Genomic DNA, 20,656 nt, shown 5'->3' on the forward strand with positions numbered 1-20,656 from the left:
CCAAGGTATAGAGAGTTGTATTCAGTCAAATTATTCAAACTAGTGAGAGCTGCTTGACCTTCCCGGTCGCCTCTTGCCAGGTCTGCTCAAAGTAATTCGGTCGATGCACCTTATCTTGAATAAATCCAGGTGCAGCAACCCAGAACCCTTCACAGGTCAGGGACTCATTAGATTTTTTGTGATACTCATAAGCTCTGACGTAGGTCGGGTCTGATGCATCGCAAGCACAGCCGTGTTGCTTGGCAATCACACTGACTTGAGCATCAGCAGCACTGCGATGCATCGGCTCAGACACTCGCGTGACTCGCCTACTGATTTGCTTACCTTGATAAATGCGCTCGACCCGGTAAACCGCCCAGTCAATTGAGTCTAGGTGATTCACTGCCAGCTCCCTGACAGATTGGGGAGCAACCTCCCAGGCAGAACGACTGGCAAAAAGCTTCATTCTGGGGTTGAGGGCAAGCGCCGCAGCTTCCAAAACCAAGGCGTACAGGCCCGCATCCGGTTCAGCTTCCCAGCGCTGTCTCGCCTGTTCGGGCTTACAGAAGGGACAGAAAACACAGGCCGACTTGAGCCAATCTGCCCCGGTCTTTTCACGGATGTAGTCAATGCAGGTCTGTCTATCCCAGCCCCATTCTTGGAGCGGAAATCGATAATCAGACCCCATGCAGGGGTAATCAGCACACTTGGCTGAGCGCTTTTCTTCCCCTTTGCAATAACCCAGATATGGACCGATGGCCTCACCAGAGAGATGATCCGATATCCAGCTATCAATGACGACACCTTTAAACTTCATGGCACAGGTATGGGCACCACTCACAGGTTGGCTTGTGCCTGCAATTTTGAGAGAATGACCGAGAGTGTAATCGCCTTCGATATGGCAGATCTGGGGGTTTCGAGTATCACTCAAGACGGTGTATCCATCTTTTTTAGAGTGACCCGCCTTGGCGACCTGGACAAAGCGAATCTGATGTTGCCTGAGCAAGGGCAAGATGTGTGCTTCGACCAAGTGCTTAGTGGATTGATGTTCGTTACCCGTTTGGGCAGTTATCAATATCAAATCATCAAAACTAGCAAAAGGGCGGGTTTTGGGGCTGTAAATCCAGGAAAGCAAAATTGCGACGGAATCTACGCCCATGCCAAAGTTGAGTACGTGAATCATGGGTAGCTCCTCAAGGCATCATAGAGGAAGAAATAAAGAAACATGCCGAAGTAGAGGGATTGCCAGATGAGCCACCAGACAAGAGTGTAGCTATTCATAATTGCCTCCTAAGTTTTCAAATTCCAGCGAGATTCTGAAATGATTTGTGGTTTCAAAAATTTGAGGATGACAGGGAATCAAGGCAACGTTGCACAATCATCTGCATTACGGGTGGAGTAACGGCGTTGCCAAGCTGTTTAACCTTCTCTCGCTTATTGCCAATCACGACGTAATCTTGAGAAAAGGCCATCGCTGCCTGGATTTCATGAGGTTGCAACATGCGAAAATAGCAGTCTTCAACAGAGATAGAGCGATCCGGTTGCACCAGGGCATGGCGGTCGCCGGCAGTGATGGTGGGAATGGCTTTATCCACTCCACAGACTTGATCTGAGCCACTGTAATAGCTAGCTAGAAAAGGCTGAACTAAACCGTGATGCCCTCCCCCAGCGGTGACCGTACCTAGCGGCTCCTCCAGTGAGTGTGCTTGGTTGTGGTTTCGGAGTGTCACCATAAACGGCTGCACCAGCGAATTATGGTCAACCGTGGTGACTGTGGGCAGTGGCTCACTAATGCTAGCGGCCTGCGCCCCCGTGTAATTCCTGACAATGAACGGCATTGCCAAGGCCATTGTTTGGCGGGCAGTCTGGGTGGGAAGAATCCCCTCCACACTCCGAACCCGATTGCTCGTGTCTTTGCCGTAAGCCGTTTCTACCAGGACAGGATTGTTGAACTTCTCCAATCCCTTACGAATGCGGTCTAGAGTTGCTGGCCTCAGTGGTCTTTTGCGCTCACCCACCTTGATACTGGGATAGCTCCAGTCAATCGCGGTATAGGCTGGGGTATAGTAAGGCTCCACGATCTGAGCGCAACTGGGACAGCGATAAACATACTGATTGCGCTTGCCGTAACGCCCCCATTTTTTGAATGGGTTTTTCCAAGACTGGATGGCCTCGACCTCGCCACATTCGGAGCAATGGGCCAGGGGGGTAAAGCTGAGGTTGGGTTTAGGGTTGTTTTTCCTCCAGAAGACAATGTAAACACGGTCCCTGCTTTGAGGTGCTTCGGCAAACATGCTGTTGAAGAATACCGCCTTATGGTCATATCCCAAGGTGTGCATGGCATTAAGCCAGCTATCGAACAGGATCCAGTGACGCACCTCAACAACGTTCTCCACGATGATGAAGTTGTACCGATGGGCCTCTGAAAATCTGACGACATCCCATAAAATAGCCCTTGATCTTTCATCAGCCGGGTCGATGGTTTGGGGATTAAATAAGTCCATCTGGCCCAGGTTTTTGCGTCTTTTTCCTTTCGCAATCGTATGGTTTGTACACTCGGGCGAACTCAGCAAAATATCCGTACTGGGATAGCGACAAGGGTCGCAAGCGCTGATGTCCAGGCAATCATGGGCGGTATTGGGAAAGTTGGTATTGTGGGTTTCAACGGCCCTTTCCCAGTGGTTGATTGCCATCACGATTTCACAGCCCGCTTGAGCAGCACCACTGCTCGAACCACCACACCCAGCAAATTGGTCGGTGACTGTGATGTAAGATTTTTTCTTCATGTCTAATCTCCTTAAGTCGGTCCTGCGCTCTCCCCAAATGCCCCAGCAGGCAGGGTCCAGGTATTCGGGTCAACGAGGATTGGGGCTGTGTATTCATTGCTCAGGGCAAGTCGAAGCTGATCAGGATGCTGGTGGATGGCAGCGTAAGCCGTTCCCTTATCGGCCATGTCTGGGATGGAAAGCTTGTTGTCGATGGTGTGTTGAAACTCTTGCTCGTACTGGTGCAACCGCTTTGTGCGCTCTGGCGAGATGGCCGCATTAGAAGCCCACTGATTAGGTGAGCCGAAAATGCAGAACTGACAGCTCAGCCGACCCCAGCCGAGGTAGTAGGCAGGATGTGCCAGGACTCCCCAGCGCTGAATCATCTCCCAGACTTGCTCACTCGTATATGAGTGGACGGGTCGCCAGTGGTCAATATGTCGCCTGAGTTTGAGGCTATCCCGCCGATCAGTTCGGTGTGGCTCCAAGGTGAGATACTTTGCTCTAGCGGCACTCTCCTGTGCCCGCTCTCCGGTTACCACCAGAGTTCGAGCATGGTTGAACCGAGATTGATTGGCAATGGCGGTGCTGAGAACATCAATCTTCAGATAGGAAGAACACCACCGAGTTTTGAGGTCAGCGGTCTTTGCTGGGAACTTGCGCCGAGTTCCAGGCTTGCCTTGCCCCCCAGATATTTGCTCACCATTAGGAGTCTGGAAGTGTGTGGGTGCTTTGGGTTGGTCCTTGCGACACATCTCGCGTTCTAGCCCACCTTCTAGCCAGCTCATATACAGAGGAAGGTCGAAGGCTTGGGCAAATTTGCGGCAATAGCTCTCGGTGACAGGCCAGTCGAAAAGGTTGTGGCCCCTTGAATCAACCAAATGATGATGCAATTCAATCCTGTCTTTGGGTACACCCAGTTCGAGCAGCCGCAACAGACAGCAGATAGAATCCTTACCACCGGAGAAGGCAACCAAGATGCGGTCATAGGTGGATAAATCAGGGAGCGTCGAAGCACCGGGCACCTGGAGGGGCAAGGCCATCTGGGTTGCACTCATGATTCTGGCCCTAACAACACAACCTGAGTCGGACAGCGGGGCGCAAATCCGTGATTTTGACTGAGGTGAAGTCTTTGCTCCACTTCCCTGATTTACTCTTGGCAATCATCAGAACGTGCTGCCTGGAAACGGTTGAGAACACCTTGAGACGGGTGCCATTTTGTCTCCTGAGAGTTCCGAGGAAGTACACGAGATGATTCTGAGGCGAGTAGACTAAATCGCGCATGAGAGTTTCCTCCAATATTTAGTTGGCTAATTGGGGTTGTGGCTCCCCTTAAACTTCGATATAGGTGACGGCAATCGCGCCTTCAATATCTGCATTGCATGTCTTAAAGCAGTAGCAATCACTATCGATTTCTAGGGGATATTCCATCCAAAATCCTTGATGAACTTGTTGAGCTTCAACAGGACAATCTGGATTATGTTCAGCGTTAACAGCCTGGATAAAAGCCACTGGATCGTGATGACCGATGGCATAGTAGCCAAACAGGTCACCGCTCCAATCACAACCCACTTCCCGCAGTTCTTGAATCTCGATCGAGGCTGTCAACGGTTTAAGGCACTGCATCATTTACCTCCTGTTTGAGTTATGCGATTTTTATAGAGCTTCGATAGTTGTTCAAAAGTTGATTCTTGGCCTGATATCGGCGTAGATATCCACGTCTTATGTCTTCACCAACACTGACCTCTCACACCTGAGCAAAACCTTCAGTTTCACCTTTGCCTCATCCCCTGCGTCCATCTCTCGAAGATTCTTTAGGTATTCTTGTGTCGGATATAGACCTCGTGACTGTCCACAGTCCTCGCAAAGCCAGCGACGATAGGGGTAGCCAGAGGATTTATGGATCAATACTTGGGATGCGATCGCAAACTTCAGTTGATGACAACTAAAGCAACGACGAACTAACGGCACCTCTAAGGGCCGCACAGATTTTTGCTTGAACATGATAAATTTTTCCTAGTAGTTTTAATTGGTTATTGGCTGAGGCGATCCTTCCTAGAGGGGGATCGCCTCTTTACTTATTCAATTGACTCAGGACAGCCCCAATTGCAAGGGTTCTGGTCGCTTCCACTCTAGATAGGACTTGATAACATCGCAGTGGCAGGACAAGGGAGCGCACCAGCACAACAACTTCACTTCTGACATGGCCTCCAACTTGGCTAGCTCTGCCATGATCTGAGCGCGACTGGGGCGTTTCCACATCCCAGAAACAGTGACGTTGTATTTGTTAGCCAGACCAGGGACCACATCAACAGGATTGGCTCTCAGGTTGGCGACTTCATGAAGGTATTCGCGGAATGCGGCGACCACTGCCGTGCGCTCAGCTTCTTGAAACATATGAAAGGGATTGCCAAGGACGCTGGCACGGTCGCAACGATGACCCTCAACATTGCGATTGTGGCAGAGGTTGATGACGGTTATAGCCATAATGATGCTCCCAAGATTAAGTGGGAATCAAAACTATTGTAATTGTTCTAATTTTTTATAAAGCAGTGTGTTGAACATGCAGAAATGTATAGATAGCAAGGTCTATTTCAATAAGCATGGTAGATTCTTCTGTGAGAAACAGAAGCACAAAATGCTCTAACCAGGGCAATTTTCTTAACTGTGAATTGCCCTTTCACTGAATTCAATGATTCAGCAGCAAAAGATTTTATAAACATCGAACAGATTATTTTGCTGCCGTGGTAAATTCTGATGCGATTGTGAACAGCAATCTCTTTAGGGGCGACACACTACACTCCAGTCGTCCTTTTCCATACTGCTTTGTCATCCTTCGCCTTAATTGGGGCATCCTCAATAATAGAGTTGTGGGAATGGGGATAATTTCACCAACTTCATCTTGGAACATGGATCTCGACAGCTTCGGTAATAAGAAGCTGTCTTTTTTGTCTCAAGCTACCCTCACTTTTGCCCCAACCTCACACCAGGCCATCCAAGATTTCGCCAACTGGCAATCGGTGACATCATCAGGCACCTCTGCCCAGAACAACTCGAAGGCTTGCTGAGCTTGCCAGAAATACTCAAAATAGCCCTCGCGCACCGACCAGTTGCACAGCAACAAATTGCGGAGAAACAGGGCTTGGAAGGGATGAAGGCGACCGGGGTAAACCGGGAAACCCTCATCCTCGCAAAAGCCCTTGATATCTTCCCGGCAGTACTCCGTCAGGGTCTTCAGTGCTTGCCAGTCGATGGTCAGGTTCATATACCAAACTTTTTCTGAGCAGATATGAACAAGGTACTGGCCGCACACTTGATTGTCTCCTCAGCCACTCCAGACTCCCCTAGCGCCCTGGATGCCTGCTTGAAGCAGAACGCATACAGATCGGCCCGACTCGTGATGTAACTTGCGATCGCACTTTTAGTATCCACATCCAACTCCCCAGTATCCAGAGGTGGTGCCTCGACCACCGGGGGCTGACCTGGAGCCGGGGCTTGCTCGACCAGGCTGTACTTGCCTTTCCCATCTTTGGCAATCTGGATAGTTTGGCCTCTGCGGAGAGCAAGCAAAGCTACATCGCCAGGTGGCCCCCATAACTTGGCCTCTTCGCCATTCGCTACCTTGATTTTGGCGTTGAGACGTGGACCGTACTGGGTATCCCATTCTTTAGCCGGGAAAAGGACTTGGGCAGTGAGTACTTGGGTCATGGTTCTGCTCCGTTCAATGCGTCCAATAGAGACAGGATTGGGAGAGTGGAAATTGGCATACGATTATTCCCCAGTAGATACGCGAAACCCCCGACGAATATGCCAGGGGTGCTTTTGAGATGAGTTTTAGGTAGGAAGGGGTTGCTATCCCTATTGATTCCTGCTCCAAGAGTCTTCAAACTTTGTTTTGCCCCCTTCCATACTGTGGGCTTACTGTTCGACCTTGTTCATACGCTTGGTCAACCATGCGGCGACCTCTGTGTTCCCTGCATTCTCTGCATACCAAGCAGCCGTTATTTGGCTATCATCATGGTCACACCGATTAACATCAGCACCAGCTTCTACCAAGCGTTGAACAATTTCCAGATTGCCCATGCCCGCAGCAGTCATGAGTGGGGTGTCATCCTCGTCAGGGCACTCAGGCGGTAGACCATATCGCAGCAAGAGATCCACTGAGCTAAGACTATTCCTCCTAATGGCATTCAGTAGATGGGTCGAAGTTACAGGCATTTTGCGCTCAAGCAATAGCTCCAGCATTCGTGCATTATTGTTCGCTATTTGACACCCTACTAAATCGACGCGAAAACTGGACAAGACCTCAAAGTCGCGATCTGATTTAATCAGTTTTAATGCTTGGTCAACATCACCATAGAAAATCGCACGCGCAAGTTGCCCGATGTATTCACCGTCCTTTCTTGCTCCAAACCGAAGTAACGATGCCTGAATCTTACTCCTTGGGGATTCATCAACTAAAGTGCTTGCCATCCAAGGTGTCCAGCCGTTTTGATCCTCCAGATTAGGATCAGCACCACAGTCCAACAGTTTGTCTACCGCCCTGAATGAGCCTTCATGGATAGCATGGGTTAGCAATGTGCTCCCGGCTCGTACGTATCCCCTTGGAGTGCTGCCTTCAGGACAGATTCCATTCGGGTCTGCACCAGCATCACAAGATTTCTGAATTTGTTCCAGCGCACCTTCTTTTCTAGGTTCCAGAACTGCGCGCAATAATTCCTTATCCGCTTGGGTTGCCATAGGATCAAACCTTGCTCCAATACACCAAACTCAACCCCATCGCCGCAACATACTCCCTAATGACCGACCCAAGGCTTTCCTGGGTTTGGGCTTGCTGGAAATCAATGAGTTGGAACGTGCGGCCATTCCAGACTTCAATCTTGGCAACGTACATCTTCATGGGATTGCCTCCAGGGATTCAGAAGAAAGCCCCCAGTAGTGAACCAGGGGGGCTGCTTGGTGTGGGGATAATTAAGAAAGATAAGAAAAGAAAGAGAAAGGTTTGGGGGGAGGGAGGGGGGATACTGTTGATTGGGTTGCAAGGCTTGGAGATATCCCGCCAATATTTCAGAAGGGAAAACCCCGGACAGTAGAGGCCGGGGGTACAGAAGGGGATACTGAAATGAAAGGATGGGGATTAGCTCAACACTGCGGGAACGATGATGGCAATCACAGCCGTTGCGATCAATCCAAAAGCCAGATTAATCAGCAGCTTCGAGGCTTCCCAGTAGGTATTGGTTCGCTCATTGGCAGCACGAACATCTGTGTCAAGCTTTTCTACCTTGGTATCGATTTGACCAACCTTAGTATCTAATTGGCCAACTTTGGTATCTAGCGCTTGAATTTTCTCTAGAACAGTCTCTAGAGTTCTTTCTATACGGTCATCTCGATCAGGGGATGCTGCGGTCATATCTTTGTCCTTCGTTATTGTCATTGTACCAATCTGAAAGCACCCCAGCTAGGACCAAGGTGCAGCAGGGGAGGGAGTCAGTACTCGCTTGAATGCATCAGAGTCAGAACCCTGGTGGTAACTTTTGGATTACCGGGGTCATTAGAGCCGTACTCCAATTTTTTGTCGAAATAGTCAATCTTCCAGAGATATTGCTCTCCTTTAAACTCGATCCGCCCGTAATCGTGTTCTTGCCACGGGTCATTATCTTCCGTGAACTCATCGAACACACGGACCAGTCGAAAGAGTTCCTGTTGTTCCTCTGACGAAAGACTTTTAACAAGCTGAGTGGTGTAGACCTGGCCTAGAGTATGGTCACCTTGACGGAAGCGGTCATTGAGTTGGGCGATAGTAGGGGTTTGGGTTGCTTCTGTAGTGGTCATAAGATTGTGTCCTCTGAACTTACCTGAGACGAGGCAGGGGCAAGAGATGCCCCTGTTATGGATGGACTAGAATTCATCTTCAGCCAGTAACTGCTGAGTCGTGAATATAGGCTGGACACTGATCAGCCGCCCTGAAGGATAGTTTTCGGCTACCCAGCGTTCGCATTGTTGGCGACTGGTCACATGAGCCTGACTGGGAAGCTCAATGCTCAGGTCAAGTTCTTCACCGCCGCCTCTCACACCAGGGTAGAAGTCAATGGTGATATCGAATTTGACCGTCTTTGGATAGAGAGCAGCGTATCGTTGCTCTGGGGTCAGAAGTGTTACAGTCATGTCGTGAACCTCATAGTTGGTTTGCTCGTAAGAGCCGCTGACGCTCCGGCAAGAATGGCAGCGGCTCTTTTAATGAAAGTTTTGTCTCTATCCTTTGATTGCTTCTTCTAGCTTCTTTACCCAGTCTGGAAGACCTTGTGCTTTGCCTAGAAGATCATGTCTCTGGACTATTTCGGTGGAAGCCTTTTGTGGGGCGCTTTCCTCTCCCTTTGGTATGTAACTATTGTAGTCTATTAGACTTCATATGTCAATCAATAAACTACACTTTTTCAGCCGACTTTGTTTGACGTGTTAGGCTATTTGCCATGATGATTACAGGCATTGATATGAATGTTGCTCTTAAACCTGTGATTCGATGGAAGCTTAGATCGGTTATGGCAGACCGCAAAAAAACCGCCACAGAGTTGGCTCAGCAAATAGGCGTTAACCGTGTTACTGTTAGCGGCTGGGCAAACTCTGACGACATACCAGCGTTTAGGAATCCATCTGACACACTGAATCAACTTTGCTCACTATTGGAATGTGAACCATCTGATCTAATTCACTACACCGCTGATTAATGTTCAACACCCTCTAGCCCCGACCACAAGGGCCAGGGCTGAAGGGCAGAACTACCGAGCTACCGCAATCTCTCGCCAGGTGGACTGAGGCAGGCTCAGCACTTGAGAACCCATCGTCTCTAGCTCCGTTGCCCGGTCGTAGTTCTCGACATCTTGAGATGTTCTGGTGACAGCGTTCATCATGCCGTAAGCCGTCAGGTCACCACCCTGGATCAGGTGAGTGAGAATTCCAGACTTTTCTTCCTGATTGACGTTGAGCTTATCGCCCAACACCTCCACAGCCGTGACGGGGTTACCTTCAATCTTGCGTTCTGTGGCATCGCGCATCTGATTAACAATCTGGGTGAACTTGGCGACATCAGCAGCACCGCGCACCATGTCACGGATTTTGAGCAATAGCGCTCTGTCATCGGCTTGCATCGTCTCATCGCTAAACAGTTCCATAGCGGCATCACTTTCACCGACCTGTCGGCCAACGTGATACTTCTTAAAGCTGTGGTCTTGAGAAATCATACCGTTGGTGCAGACGAGCCTGTATACAAGGGGTTCAACCCGTATCGAACCCAAGCCAATCTCAGAGTTACTGATGACCACCCCAGCTTGAACGGCATCACCTTTTTTCACGTCAAGCTGAACTCTTTCATTGATGGCCTTAATGTATAGGCGTGAGTCGGTCAGGCCAACGCTAACGATTTTCAAGCCGTCACCAAATTCATTCAGGACAGGCAAGACCGTTTCTGCAATCTCAAAGTTATCCACTCTGCGATATCGGTCTGAGAGGAAGGCCCGAGCCGAACCGTCAAGGGTACGAATCATGCGCCGCTCTGGATTGGTGTTGAACCAGTGGTTGACATTCTCAGCCAGGAGGTGGGGGGCAGTAGATTGCATCCGTCGATAGTATTTCAGGGGAATGCTGAGGCGTTGGGAAATCTGGCCGTGAGTGTGTTCAGTGGTGGTAAACGTTTCCTCGACTTCTTCTGACTCGACTGTGATCGAGCCATCAGGGTTCATCTCAAGCGTGCGGGTATCAGCAACAAAATCGCGCTTGGCCTCGGCCTGGTCTTGAATCGCTTGGGCCATTTCAACGAGCGTAAGTCCTTGTTTCATGGTTAAAATCTCCATAGGTGTAAAAAGCCAGCGGAAGAGGAACGGGTGTCAATCGAATCTCTTCCGCTTTGTCTTTGGACTAGTTTTTGAACTTTGAATTTATCCACCGAGGGCATCAGACCGTAATCCAGCGTTACCCCGGTTTTTATCTCGTCTGCGGTATCAGCAGTTTCCAGCACTTCGTAGAACTCACTTATTTAGTTGAGGTGGAAGCCTTTCGGGGCGCTTGCCTCTCCCTTTGGTATATTTACATATTAGTCTAGTTAACTAGACTTGTCAACTACTCTAGTAAGCTAATTTAGTTGGCTGTGTTATGATGTCGAGGTAGTCTATTGACTATGGACATGAAACAGCTCAGAGAAAGACTAAATAAAAGACCTGAAGAAATCGCCGTCGAACTAAATGTGGCGCTTTCGACAGTTCGCAATTGGGAGAGTGGCAGACACGAGCCAAGGCTCCCTATTAGTGAAATTCCCCAGTTCTTGAAGACTTACCAATGCTCACTTGATGAAGCAATCACAGCAGCAACAACAAGTCACCAGAAGTTTCACGAAGAAAAGCAGAAATGATATTCTTTACGCCTTCCAGATCCTTCTTTGAGACAAGAGCTTAAGAAGGATCTAACGGAAGCACAGATCGCATCCACGTCTCACCCATAAACCAAACCACAGCCACGACCCCCAGCCCAATTCTCGGATTTCTCTTAGGAGCATCTAGTGTCTGCCTTTGGCAATTCACCAGGCCCGCAGCTCCCCCGGTGGTGTTTCAGGTGGTGAAGATTTGATGAGAGTTTGGTTTTGGAGTTAGATCAACCAAGAGCTTGATAGTGTACTGCTTGATAGAATGCAAGAAATGAATAAGAAAGTGGTAAATCTTAGGGTGACGAAATTTGGATGAAGTTGCTAAAAAGCTAGCAGAATGGCAATGGACCTATGCTCCACAAGATCCTATTGCCTATGCAGAATTAGAAAAACGAATCGCAAAAATCGGTAAAAGGTCGAGCCTAATAACATACTCTGATTTGGTCAGCGGTATAGAATTTCATTTGCCTAGTGTTGATGATGGAGGGACATATTACATGAACACCTCTGGCTTAACAGGATTAGATAGACATATTATTGGCGATTTTTTAGGGCAAATTTCATGTCGTAGTTATTGTGAACATGGCTTTATGGCAAACGCACTTGTAGTCAATCGCACTGAATATAAACCAAGTAAGATTTTTTTCGATTGGATGGAGTTGCTAAATGTATTGCCTGACAAAAAGGAAGATACTGTTTTAAACTTCTGGACTGAGCAAGTCAATAAAGCCCACAACTGGTATAAATCACAACGAAGGATATCAACTTAAGTTGATTTTTGCCCAGTCTGAATGAAGTGTTTTTTGACTGACTCCAAACCAAGGAAGGAGGATCTGTCTGGAATGAAATCAGGGTGCCGGGTCAGATGGCGATTCTAGAGGGGTTGGCTCTGGTGCTGCCCGTGAAGATGCTGGAAAAAGCGGTGGCTTAGGAACCTCTAGTGTTTGCCTCTGGCATTTCACCATACCCGCAGTTCTTCTGGTGATTGTTCGGGTGGTGAAGGTGTGATGAATAGTGGGTCTTGGGATTACTATTGGAGCCTGTATCACCTGAATTTCCGTGAACTTTCGGATACAGAATGCACAAGAGTCTATTTACTATGGGGAAATAAATAGATATATAGAAATTAGAAATTATGTCACAGCTAGAGACGCAAAATCTTCCCATAGATGAAATAGATGAAAATGATATCTTGCCATCAGTTGATGAGTTAGATATTGTAGTCCTTGATGATCTGCTGAAAGATTTACAACAAGATTGAGGCTTAGAGATATCAATCAAAAAGGCTAACAGGAGTATAGACTTGGGGGGCTTGGGGATAGCGATACCGGAATTGCGATCGCAAATAACAATACCAAGACCAAGACTCCGATCACTCCCACCCCACCAATAACCAAAACCCCAGACACACCAAAGTCCTACCCCCCAGGACAGCCCAGGTCCAGGAAGTTTCCAGGTGAGGGCTTGAGAGGGGCCTCGCACCTAAAACTAGTTTGTACTTCCGTATCCCTTGGCTTATCCTCTGTTCTCACGGTAAATTATCCCTGGACTCAAACAGGGGGTATGACAATGGGTGCATCAGGAGTAGGGAGTTTCGATAACGACGATGCTATGGACTGGGTGGCAGATTTAGAAGGCTACGCTGACGATAGTCCGATTGTTGATGCACTGAATACGGTCATCGATCAGGCGGATGAATACCTGGAAGCCCCGGACTGCAGCAACGCCATCGCCGCCGCCGAGGTCGTTGCTGCACAATTGGGTCATCCCCATGAAGACTGCCCAGAGGAGATTGAGGTATGGGCAGAGGGTCATCCAACCCCCTCAGCAACGAGGATTGCTCAGGCTCGACAGGCGGTTGAGGTGATTCTATAGATCTACAGATAAAGATCCGTGATTAGCTAGGCAGCTTGTGTACCCAAGGTTTTGCAATATTTGCCCATTAAGACAGTAATTTCATTGGGAGTCTGACTAAAGTACAGTAGCCCCTCATCGACCTGCTGAACTAAGTCATCAAATTGCTTGAAGAACCGTAGGTGTGTGCTGCGTTTTTTGAGTTTCTTCCACAAGAATTCAATTGGGTTGAAGTCAGGAGAATATGTGGGTAATTGGAAAGGAGTAAGGCGAGCGGATTGCTGGTCAAAGAACTGCTTAGTTGCTTTACTGGTGTGATATCTAGCCCCGTCCTGAATGAGAATAATATGCTTGTGAGTCTGCTGGAGTACTTGAGTTAGAAAAGCAGTATACCCTTCAGAATTGAAGCGTCCCGTCTGACCTTGATAGAAGAACTGACCAGAATGATAATCAATTAATCCAAACACCTTGTAAGCCTTCCGTTTACCACTGGTGGGCAATGTTGGCTGCTCTCCACGAAGACTCCAGGTGTAGCTTAACGACCCCCACTGCGCAAAACTGGCCTCATCCCCAAATAAAATTAGGGCATCTTTGGCTGCTGATAAACGCAAAATCTCAGGCCATTTGTGTGTCATCCATTCTTGTCGCTTGGCTTCATTGAGATGAGCTGCAACAAACCGTGCTCTTTGAAATGAAAAGCCTAAGTTCCTCAGTAGAGTACTCACATAATGGGGATGATAGGAAACATTGAAGCGTTTCGCAATCAGGTCTTGAACCATTAATGTTTCTATGATGGATTGCATTGCACTCAGTAAGGTGCAAGCCTAAATGCTAGGAATACATTTACTTCTATGATTTGACATCAAGGAGTTCCGTCATGAAGAAAAATACCAAAGCAAGATCATATGTTGGGAAAGAAGTCTTCATTGGGATTGATGTACACAAGAAGACTTATACAGTTGTTGCTAGGTTCGAGGAGGAGGTCGTCAAGAAATGGACAACGAAAGCCTCACCACAATCATTAGCCCAACAACTCCTCAAATATTTTGATGGTGCTACGATCTATAGTGCTTATGAAGCTGGGTTTTCAGGTTTTGTATTGCATCGAGAACTCGAAGCACATGGCATCCAGAATATCGTAGTGAATGCTGCGGGAATTGAAGTTGCTGTAAACAATCGCGTCAAAACAGATAAACGTGATGCTCTCAAGCTGGCAACGCTTTTGGAAGCAAAGCGCTTAAAGGGGATTCGCATTCCTAGCGAGGAAGAAGAAGCACATCGGTTATTGAGTCGGACAAGGAAACAGCTTGTTGGAGATTGCACAAGCGTTAAGAATAAAATCAGGATGAAGTTTCATCAATTTGGTTTAATTGATGCTGATGAAACTCGTGAGATGACTCATAAACTTGTCACAGAAACTCTAGCTAATTCTCCATCAAAAGAATTGGCAATTGTGATTACTGCCTATTGGAGCGTCTGGAAAAAATTTAGAAGAAGAAATCAAGAAAATTGAGCAAGAACTCAAACAGCAAGCCAAAGAAGATCCTAACGAAAAGACCTACCGCTCTGCTCCAGGAGTTGGGCCACAGTCTGCTCGGGTGTTATCGAATGAGCTGGGGAATATGTCTCAGTTTAAGAATGAGCGCCAATTATTTTCCTACACAGGTCTGACCCCCAGTGAACATTCCAGTGGTGAAACGATCCATAGGGGACATATTACTCATCAGGGCAATGTTCAAGTCCGAAGTATCCTAATTCAGATTGCCTGGAGAGCCATTGAAAAAGACCAAGCTTTAGCTCAGTTTTTTAATAGGCTTTTTCCGAGAACAGGAAAGAAGAAGGCTATTGTTGCTGTTGCTCGAAAACTAATTGGACGAATTCGGGCCGCTTTTCAAAAGGGTGAGGAATACCAATTAGGATATCCAGATACCCCCTTGTAAATATCTTAAATAGCCCTATCACAAAGGTAAAATTCAACAGGAAGAAACAACTTACGGAAAGACAGTATCGACAATTTCCTACTACTGTGACCCAGGTTGGAGTGCTGTGAGCAGTATACTGACCACTTACTAATGTATAGGGCACAGACCTTTCTATAACGAACCAGGAATATGTAGCGTAGTTACGACTATGACTTACGAATGACTGCAAGTCGAGGAAGTCCTTTCAATATATTTTCTTCCAAATTAGAGTATTGGAGGTGGTAGATTACAAGGCTAAATATCTAGATTGAACAGAATAGGTATTCCAACTAAATTTACCCATCTTTGTCATTATTTAGAGGTTGGGTTTAGTTCTTGCTGAAATTGAAAGGCATATTTTTACATTCCGGTTGACAATCCACATGACTGCACTCCAACAACCACACTCGTATCCAGCTTTGAGCGGACCTGCTTTAATCCATGACTTGAGCTGTTGTCGTTGCCGTGGAGTGAGTTTGCTGCGACGTCCTTGAGACGCTTTGTATCTAAAGCTAGCGATACCTCGTTTTAGAAATGCATGCAGATAATCCCTGAGCGTTTGTTCGCCTAGTGCCAATGTTTCAGCTACCTGTGCCACTGAACCACCTTGACCAAGCTGCAATAAAGCACTAATACGTTTGACCAGACGTAAATTCTGACTCCCGTATGCCTGCCGCAGTTTAGCTTCAATCTTTTTGCGTGTTGATTGGGTAAAGCGCAGTTTGAATTGTGCGAGCATACTGGATGACCTCTGATAATCTTGAAATCCTTGCCAGAGCTAAGAGTATCAGGAGCTAGTTACTATATTTAATGAAGATGTAGTGTCGCTAAAACCACGGATGCTTTTCTGAAGATCTATAGCTGAGTCAGAACTCAAGGGACTTTGGGAAGATTCGGGTGGTTTGGAAGAATGGCAGGGAGCGATGGAGGAATTGCTGTCTAGGTTGCCATACTGAGTAATGGTTTTTGAACAAAATTAGGCTAATTTGGGTATCCAAGGATATAGCAAGTGAAAGCCTCTACCTCAAATGGATCCTAATACTTTAGCCGTCTGGAAAAACTTAGAAACTCGTCTGAATGTTCCCTTTAGGAACAATATGATGGATCTCCTTTTGGAGATGGCACGAGAACGGGAAGCCGATCCCAAGAAGATTGCCACCTGGATGTTGACCACGTCTGCTTGTATCTGCAATGCCATTTTTGAGAGCGATGATCCTATGCCTTTACTCTCTCTCTACATTCGAGTGTTATTTGATCACTATCCTGACACGATGCATCAAATTGCTCAGATTTATTCTTATGGCAATTTAAGCCGATATGTCCCTGTTATTGCAGATCGCGATGAGTTCATTGGCATCCTCAGTGCAGCAGGCTCAACCTTTGCCAATGGTGAATTGATATTGACCGATGAGCAGATCGATATCAGCCCAAAAGGATTGGAGCGATTTAAGTTGATCTGGAAGGCACCCGCTATAAAGCTTGAGAATCCTGGACCTTCAGTTTTATGGTGATGTCTGATTGATGAAAATGAAAGCTCCCCAAAATTCATGCTGGGGAGCTGTACAAGTGAGGAGGTTCTCAAGTGCTGTTCCAGAGAATCTCGTTGTTGCTGTTAGAGTGCCCATACCCGCTGTGCTTTTCAAGCTCAATTACAATCCTTAAAGATGCTCAGAGCTATAGTGCCTGCAACATTTCAGCCCATTTATTATGAACAAAGACGAATTGCTCGAAGCCATCTCCCCCAAAACCACGACAACCAAGAAGCAAACTGAAACCATCCTCACGGCCCAAGCTGACACCATCATTGATGTCATCAGCCCCAGCGAAAAGGTCACCCCCGTGGGTTTTGACAGCTTTGAAGCTCGGGAACACAAGGCTAAGAGCAGAAATCTACGGATAGGGAAGAAGATCAAAATCTCGGCTGCCAAAGCACCCGTTTTTAGTGCCATCAAGGTCTTCAAAGAATAGGTCAGCGGCTGATAAACTGAAGACAAAATCAAGATTTCACTCCATTCCTACAACTAAATTGGCGCATTTATCTAAACGTATGCCAGTTTTTTTATGCATCGCTTGCCGAACTGCATACCGTTTTATTGACTTGCCACTCAAATGCTTCACCGAGCTGCTCAAGGTCGAGCAAACCATACTGCCATAGAACCATATGAAGTTGACCCCGTGAAGGTTCTTGACATCGCAAAGCCAGGTCTATGGCTTTGTCCGAAACACCTAAATCAGTCTGGAGATACTGAATAAACTGCTGTTGAGATTGAGGACTCATGGCAAGCTCACTCCTGCGACTTCTTCGACGCTCATATTCAGCACACTACACAACTCGGACTGCAGCACCTGTTAATAGACATAGCCAAGATACGAACGCTTGAACAACCCGACTGGCTGCCAGTTCACAGCCAGAGATCAATATTTCAGCGCTCTCTGATAAATACTCCCGCCATTGTCGAATCTCATCCGCATACTCCCAAAGGTTATTTTCACTTAAATGGGTTGTGCCCAATTCAATCCGACCGGGTCCACCTTTGCAAATCAGATGGATACAAGACAAACCCTGAAACTGACTCAAGAGCGTTTTCAGTTGGGCAATCCCGTCGGTTTGAATATCGAGAATATGAATCTCCTTACCCAGGAAGGGACTGGCTAGCAAATACTGGTAATTCTCAATAGCGGCATCAACCACAACCAGGCAGGGGACTCTTTGGGAAGAATTGACTTGAGGCGTTGGATCGGTGCTTACTTTGGCGGTCATAGGGGGTACCTGCTCTACTGTGGCCTAGTTTTCTCTTAAATACAGGAGTCACGCAGAATCAAGATTAAATCTCACTGTATTTAGCCTACTGGGCTTATTCTGGAAAATTGACTCACTTTTGTCTCAGTTTTTCTCAGTTTTGAGTAGATTCAGCAACAAAAAACCCCTGAAGCTATCAGGGGGTAAACACACAAAGTAGTTAATGAGAATTAGTCTAATAAATCTTGTAAGGGTAAGGCTGCTTGTGGCAAAGATAGTCGATTCATTAACCTAACTTCTTCAGTGTGAGTCAAAGAGGTTTGAGAACATGTTTTCAAAAGTGAATATCTTGTATAACTTTTCCATGAGGCAATTGACTATCAGGTAGCGTAATCAAAACTGAAGAGAGAAGAAAACTAAAGGCTGATACAGTAAGAATAAGCTTAACGCTTTAACTCTATTTACTACATCTAGCTGGCTAGAACCCTGAAGGATCTGCCAGTTTTTTGTGGCGATGCCCCCTCGCCATTTCTGGGTCGCTCGATACCACAGCTAGCTTAACCCTTCAGATTCCCACTAAGAATTAGGCCAACAAGACAACTGGATAGTGTGATTAGCCCTAGCATTCCAAACAATTCACCAGCTTCCAAAAGGGCATCTTTGTTGCTTTCTGTCGCCAATCCTATCTGCCTCGTTATAGTGATGGTTAGCGTTGCAGCAGTGAACGCTAGGCCGATAAAAGCTAGCCTGAATTTGTTGCTTACAAAAACATAGCGAATGAAACGTAGCATCATCCCCCCTATATAGCACTGTCAGCCCTTAATAGTTGTCTTCCAAAGTTCTTGTCTGATTATCATCCTCTCCAAAATCTCATGATCAACACTTTGAAAAAGTCTGTCATTGCTTAGGGTGAAAAGCCCCCCTAAGGTAGAGCATCATAGGAGGGCCAGGATATTCCGTTCAGTCCTAATCCAAAAACTAGCAATAGAATATGAGGATAGCTTGAGCATCAATAGCAGGCATCCAATCCGAGATTGCAAACAACAAAACCGAGTATCGGGACAGACGGGAGAGGGGCTTGAGAAAGTCATCCAAGGCAATAGAAGGATTGTTAGACTGGGTAGTGTGTTGCGGTTTCGCTGGACACATTACCCATAACAGCAACTGGCAGACACCCATAACACACTGTCAGTTTTTATTGCCCATGCCCCTTACCAGGGCACAAGATAGCAAGCACCTCTACAACACAGCATCTCCAAGGGGCATTCAGTTAAGAAGTTTTAGGTCATAGATCAGGGAGGCTCTGAGGAAGCCCCGTTCCAAACAGATACATCGAATCTGGGGAATTTCTTGAGCTTGATAGCGCTCTTATTGGTTCATTTGTCTTTCAGTTGTGCTAAAAGTACTCTCTCGCTTTCAGAATCAAGAACTCTTTATGCGCAATAAGTACTTTTTGGTTTATTAGCTGCTTTTTCATCTAGTGCCTTCGCTCTCACCTGACTCATCAAAAAAAGAACTGAATTAGGAGTTCTAAAAAATGAACTATAAAGTTATCCAACCCACTGAATTCATGGACGATAGTAGTGCCAACCAGTTACGCCATGAAATCAGCAATGCAATGGCTGATGGTGTGAAAACGATTCTTGTAGACTTGCGAGATGTCACCTTTATGAATAGTTCCGCAATAGGTGCATTAGTGGCAACCCTTAAACTAGTGCAAGAGAAAGGCGGCACCCTCTCTTTATGTTCACTGAACGAGCAGGTTAGAACCCTCTTTGCTTTGACCAAAATGGACCATGTTTTCGATATTTTTGTAGATCGTCGAGAATTCATGCAAAAAAATGAACTTCCCGCCAGCTAGCCTTTTCAGAATAAGATCAGGCCGCCATCCTCGCTTTGAGTGGCCATCAGGGAGACAAAGCCACCACAGGTTCACTGGGAGTGTGGGTAGTTGGATGAGTTGGTTTGACTTTTTGGTGAAGATTACCGATTTGGTATCAGGATAAGACTGCAAATAAAAATACCTAAAAGACAATCGCCCCCACCCCAACCAGCCACAGTAAAGACTCTAGACACTCCAAAGTTCACTCCCAAGGCAGCCCAGGACAAGGAAGTTCATAGGTGAAGGTGTGGGAGAGGACTTGTGATTATCCCACATGCGTTAGCAAAGTTGCTAGCAAAGATTTAGTAGAGACTCTGGTTGTGAACAACGATGTTGAGCCGTCACTTAACTATATCTGGTGATAATAATGACATTCTCAAACGGTACGCAATTAAATAAGTACTTTTCCTGAACTTCACTGTAATTCAGCAGTTTCCAATCAGAGACAAATTCACTATGGTTGTGGATCTTAGTACTTTGCCTTAGTTCTTGACGTTCGCGTTATAACAATTCAAAAGATTTTGTCATTCAAAAAGCTTGTAATCTTTTCTGAGTAACCGTTACAGTCTCTAGATCTCTCCTGCCAAAAAAGTATCTCTTGTCCGATTGGACTCATAAATCGAACAATTTGATGCAATATTTGGAGGGAAGAAATAGCCTTAGACAAACAGGGCTATTGCTGTATTCACTTACTAGAAAGGATTTCAGGTGAATTTAGGCGATGATTTGTTTCGCTAATTTATTACGCGAACGCCAAGTAGTTGTAATGATGTTCTCTCTGAAAGCAATAGCTGAGAGTTAGGGTAATGAGTACAAGGGCTAATGCCACATTCTGGTTGACTCAAAAGTAATTTTTATACAAAAGTTATACCGACTAACCCCGACTGAAAACCTGTTCTCATACTAGTGCCTGCCATACTTTGAAAATCGACCTGAAAGGCAAGCGGACTAGACCAACTGGACACTTTCGAGTGCACACGAGATCGCTGAGAAAAACTCACTCAATCTACTCGTGCAACAACCAGAATCATGTGCCTACTTTTATAAATAACTGCTCTCAAT

29 protein-coding genes are annotated in these 20,656 nt (G+C 46.6%); 10 read left to right on the forward strand and 19 right to left on the reverse strand.

The annotated features are described in order from the left end of the window. Window positions 1–34: 34 nt before the first annotated feature. The 14 genes from HRE53_RS30200 to HRE53_RS30265 form a co-directional block, all read right to left on the reverse strand. Window positions 35–1,162: a hypothetical protein gene (locus tag HRE53_RS30200; protein WP_212666824.1), complete on the reverse strand. Its 1,128-nt coding sequence runs from the start codon at window positions 1,160–1,162 to the stop codon at window positions 35–37. Between the two features lie 151 nt (window positions 1,163–1,313). After that, a complete protein-coding gene (locus HRE53_RS30205; RefSeq protein WP_212666823.1) occupies window positions 1,314–2,765 on the reverse strand; it encodes a DNA cytosine methyltransferase in 1,452 nt (483 codons plus the stop codon). 11 nt (window positions 2,766–2,776) lie between these two features. Further along, on the reverse strand, window positions 2,777–3,802 hold the full coding sequence (locus HRE53_RS30210) for a phosphoadenosine phosphosulfate reductase family protein (protein WP_235112215.1): 1,026 nt from the start codon (window positions 3,800–3,802) through the stop codon (window positions 2,777–2,779). Between the two features lie 10 nt (window positions 3,803–3,812). Continuing rightward, the gene (locus tag HRE53_RS30215; protein ID WP_235112216.1) at window positions 3,813–4,028 is read right to left on the reverse strand and encodes a hypothetical protein; all 216 of its coding nucleotides are present in this window, start codon (window positions 4,026–4,028) and stop codon (window positions 3,813–3,815) included. A 48-nt stretch (window positions 4,029–4,076) separates the two neighbouring features. Beyond that, window positions 4,077–4,373 (reverse strand): hypothetical protein, encoded by a 297-nt coding sequence (locus tag HRE53_RS30220; RefSeq protein WP_235112217.1) that lies wholly within the window; start codon window positions 4,371–4,373, stop codon window positions 4,077–4,079. Between the two features lie 93 nt (window positions 4,374–4,466). After that, the gene (locus HRE53_RS30225; RefSeq protein ID WP_235111974.1) at window positions 4,467–4,748 is read right to left on the reverse strand and encodes a hypothetical protein; all 282 of its coding nucleotides are present in this window, start codon (window positions 4,746–4,748) and stop codon (window positions 4,467–4,469) included. 87 nt (window positions 4,749–4,835) lie between these two features. After that, the gene (locus HRE53_RS30230; RefSeq protein ID WP_235111976.1) at window positions 4,836–5,231 is read right to left on the reverse strand and encodes a DUF4326 domain-containing protein; all 396 of its coding nucleotides are present in this window, start codon (window positions 5,229–5,231) and stop codon (window positions 4,836–4,838) included. A gap of 466 nt (window positions 5,232–5,697) precedes the next feature. Next, window positions 5,698–6,009, reverse strand: coding sequence for a hypothetical protein (locus HRE53_RS30235; protein WP_235111977.1), 312 nt, complete (start codon window positions 6,007–6,009; stop codon window positions 5,698–5,700). Beyond that, window positions 6,006–6,452: a hypothetical protein gene (locus HRE53_RS30240; RefSeq protein ID WP_235111978.1), complete on the reverse strand. Its 447-nt coding sequence runs from the start codon at window positions 6,450–6,452 to the stop codon at window positions 6,006–6,008. The genes HRE53_RS30235 and HRE53_RS30240 overlap by 4 nt, the downstream gene beginning before the upstream one ends. A gap of 210 nt (window positions 6,453–6,662) precedes the next feature. After that, complete coding sequence (locus HRE53_RS30245; RefSeq protein ID WP_235111979.1) at window positions 6,663–7,484, reverse strand: ankyrin repeat domain-containing protein; 822 nt, start codon at window positions 7,482–7,484, stop codon at window positions 6,663–6,665. Between the two features lie 4 nt (window positions 7,485–7,488). Further along, a complete protein-coding gene (locus HRE53_RS30250) occupies window positions 7,489–7,644 on the reverse strand; it encodes a hypothetical protein (RefSeq protein WP_235111984.1) in 156 nt (51 codons plus the stop codon). Between the two features lie 237 nt (window positions 7,645–7,881). Further along, window positions 7,882–8,154, reverse strand: a complete 273-nt coding sequence (locus HRE53_RS30255) for a hypothetical protein (protein ID WP_235111985.1) — start codon at window positions 8,152–8,154, stop codon at window positions 7,882–7,884. Between the two features lie 77 nt (window positions 8,155–8,231). Beyond that, entirely contained in the window at window positions 8,232–8,576 is a 345-nt protein-coding gene (locus HRE53_RS30260; RefSeq protein ID WP_235111986.1) for a DUF3768 domain-containing protein, read from the reverse strand. 66 nt (window positions 8,577–8,642) lie between these two features. Continuing rightward, on the reverse strand, window positions 8,643–8,909 hold the full coding sequence (locus tag HRE53_RS30265; protein ID WP_235111987.1) for a hypothetical protein: 267 nt from the start codon (window positions 8,907–8,909) through the stop codon (window positions 8,643–8,645). Window positions 8,910–9,214: 305 nt separating this feature from the next. Here HRE53_RS30265 and HRE53_RS30270 point away from each other — a divergent pair, with 305 nt between their 5' ends. Then, window positions 9,215–9,469: a helix-turn-helix transcriptional regulator gene (locus HRE53_RS30270; RefSeq protein ID WP_235111988.1), complete on the forward strand. Its 255-nt coding sequence runs from the start codon at window positions 9,215–9,217 to the stop codon at window positions 9,467–9,469. A gap of 51 nt (window positions 9,470–9,520) precedes the next feature. Here the strand turns inward: HRE53_RS30270 and HRE53_RS30275 are convergent, their stop codons facing one another. Beyond that, a complete protein-coding gene (locus HRE53_RS30275) occupies window positions 9,521–10,576 on the reverse strand; it encodes a DUF932 domain-containing protein (protein ID WP_235111989.1) in 1,056 nt (351 codons plus the stop codon). Window positions 10,577–10,914: 338 nt separating this feature from the next. On the opposite strand from HRE53_RS30275, the gene HRE53_RS30280 reads away from it, so the two are divergent. From HRE53_RS30280 to HRE53_RS30290, 4 genes are all read left to right on the forward strand, one after another. Further along, window positions 10,915–11,145, forward strand: coding sequence for a DNA-binding transcriptional regulator (locus tag HRE53_RS30280; protein ID WP_235111990.1), 231 nt, complete (start codon window positions 10,915–10,917; stop codon window positions 11,143–11,145). Window positions 11,146–11,465: 320 nt separating this feature from the next. Further along, a complete protein-coding gene (locus HRE53_RS30285) occupies window positions 11,466–11,927 on the forward strand; it encodes a hypothetical protein (protein WP_235111991.1) in 462 nt (153 codons plus the stop codon). 365 nt (window positions 11,928–12,292) lie between these two features. Further along, window positions 12,293–12,418, forward strand: coding sequence for a hypothetical protein (locus tag HRE53_RS34720; protein WP_255801602.1), 126 nt, complete (start codon window positions 12,293–12,295; stop codon window positions 12,416–12,418). Between the two features lie 308 nt (window positions 12,419–12,726). After that, window positions 12,727–13,032: a DUF4259 domain-containing protein gene (locus HRE53_RS30290; protein WP_235111993.1), complete on the forward strand. Its 306-nt coding sequence runs from the start codon at window positions 12,727–12,729 to the stop codon at window positions 13,030–13,032. 26 nt (window positions 13,033–13,058) lie between these two features. On the opposite strand, the gene HRE53_RS30295 is transcribed toward HRE53_RS30290, so the two are convergent. Beyond that, entirely contained in the window at window positions 13,059–13,814 is a 756-nt protein-coding gene (locus tag HRE53_RS30295; RefSeq protein ID WP_235111995.1) for an IS630 family transposase, read from the reverse strand. 74 nt (window positions 13,815–13,888) lie between these two features. Here HRE53_RS30295 and HRE53_RS30300 point away from each other — a divergent pair, with 74 nt between their 5' ends. Continuing rightward, window positions 13,889–14,524 carry a transposase gene (locus tag HRE53_RS30300; RefSeq protein ID WP_235112000.1) on the forward strand — a complete coding sequence of 212 codons (636 nt, stop codon included), beginning with the start codon at window positions 13,889–13,891 and terminating at the stop codon, window positions 14,522–14,524. Window positions 14,525–14,633: 109 nt separating this feature from the next. Beyond that, on the forward strand, window positions 14,634–14,951 hold the full coding sequence (locus HRE53_RS30305) for a transposase (protein WP_235112002.1): 318 nt from the start codon (window positions 14,634–14,636) through the stop codon (window positions 14,949–14,951). 337 nt (window positions 14,952–15,288) lie between these two features. Here the strand turns inward: HRE53_RS30305 and HRE53_RS30310 are convergent, their stop codons facing one another. Then, window positions 15,289–15,711, reverse strand: coding sequence for a helix-turn-helix domain-containing protein (locus HRE53_RS30310; RefSeq protein WP_235112004.1), 423 nt, complete (start codon window positions 15,709–15,711; stop codon window positions 15,289–15,291). Between the two features lie 289 nt (window positions 15,712–16,000). On the opposite strand from HRE53_RS30310, the gene HRE53_RS30315 reads away from it, so the two are divergent. Together HRE53_RS30315 and HRE53_RS30320 are read left to right on the forward strand one after the other, a co-directional pair. Next, complete coding sequence (locus HRE53_RS30315) at window positions 16,001–16,483, forward strand: hypothetical protein (RefSeq protein WP_235112006.1); 483 nt, start codon at window positions 16,001–16,003, stop codon at window positions 16,481–16,483. Window positions 16,484–16,679: 196 nt separating this feature from the next. Continuing rightward, window positions 16,680–16,940 (forward strand): HU family DNA-binding protein, encoded by a 261-nt coding sequence (locus HRE53_RS30320; RefSeq protein WP_235112008.1) that lies wholly within the window; start codon window positions 16,680–16,682, stop codon window positions 16,938–16,940. Between the two features lie 91 nt (window positions 16,941–17,031). Here HRE53_RS30320 and HRE53_RS30325 read toward each other — a convergent pair whose 3' ends face one another. Together HRE53_RS30325 and HRE53_RS30330 are read right to left on the reverse strand one after the other, a co-directional pair. After that, complete coding sequence (locus tag HRE53_RS30325; protein WP_235112010.1) at window positions 17,032–17,250, reverse strand: DUF2949 domain-containing protein; 219 nt, start codon at window positions 17,248–17,250, stop codon at window positions 17,032–17,034. 45 nt (window positions 17,251–17,295) lie between these two features. After that, window positions 17,296–17,733 (reverse strand): DUF4347 domain-containing protein, encoded by a 438-nt coding sequence (locus HRE53_RS30330; RefSeq protein ID WP_235112012.1) that lies wholly within the window; start codon window positions 17,731–17,733, stop codon window positions 17,296–17,298. Between the two features lie 1,516 nt (window positions 17,734–19,249). Between HRE53_RS30330 and HRE53_RS30335 the strand changes: the two genes are divergently transcribed. Beyond that, window positions 19,250–19,573, forward strand: a complete 324-nt coding sequence (locus HRE53_RS30335; protein ID WP_235112013.1) for an STAS domain-containing protein — start codon at window positions 19,250–19,252, stop codon at window positions 19,571–19,573. Window positions 19,574–20,656 lie beyond the last annotated feature (1,083 nt).

Origin of the sequence: Acaryochloris sp. 'Moss Beach' (genome assembly GCF_021497025.1) — a bacterium.
In the GTDB taxonomy this organism is placed as follows: domain Bacteria; phylum Cyanobacteriota; class Cyanobacteriia; order Thermosynechococcales; family Thermosynechococcaceae; genus Acaryochloris; species Acaryochloris marina_A.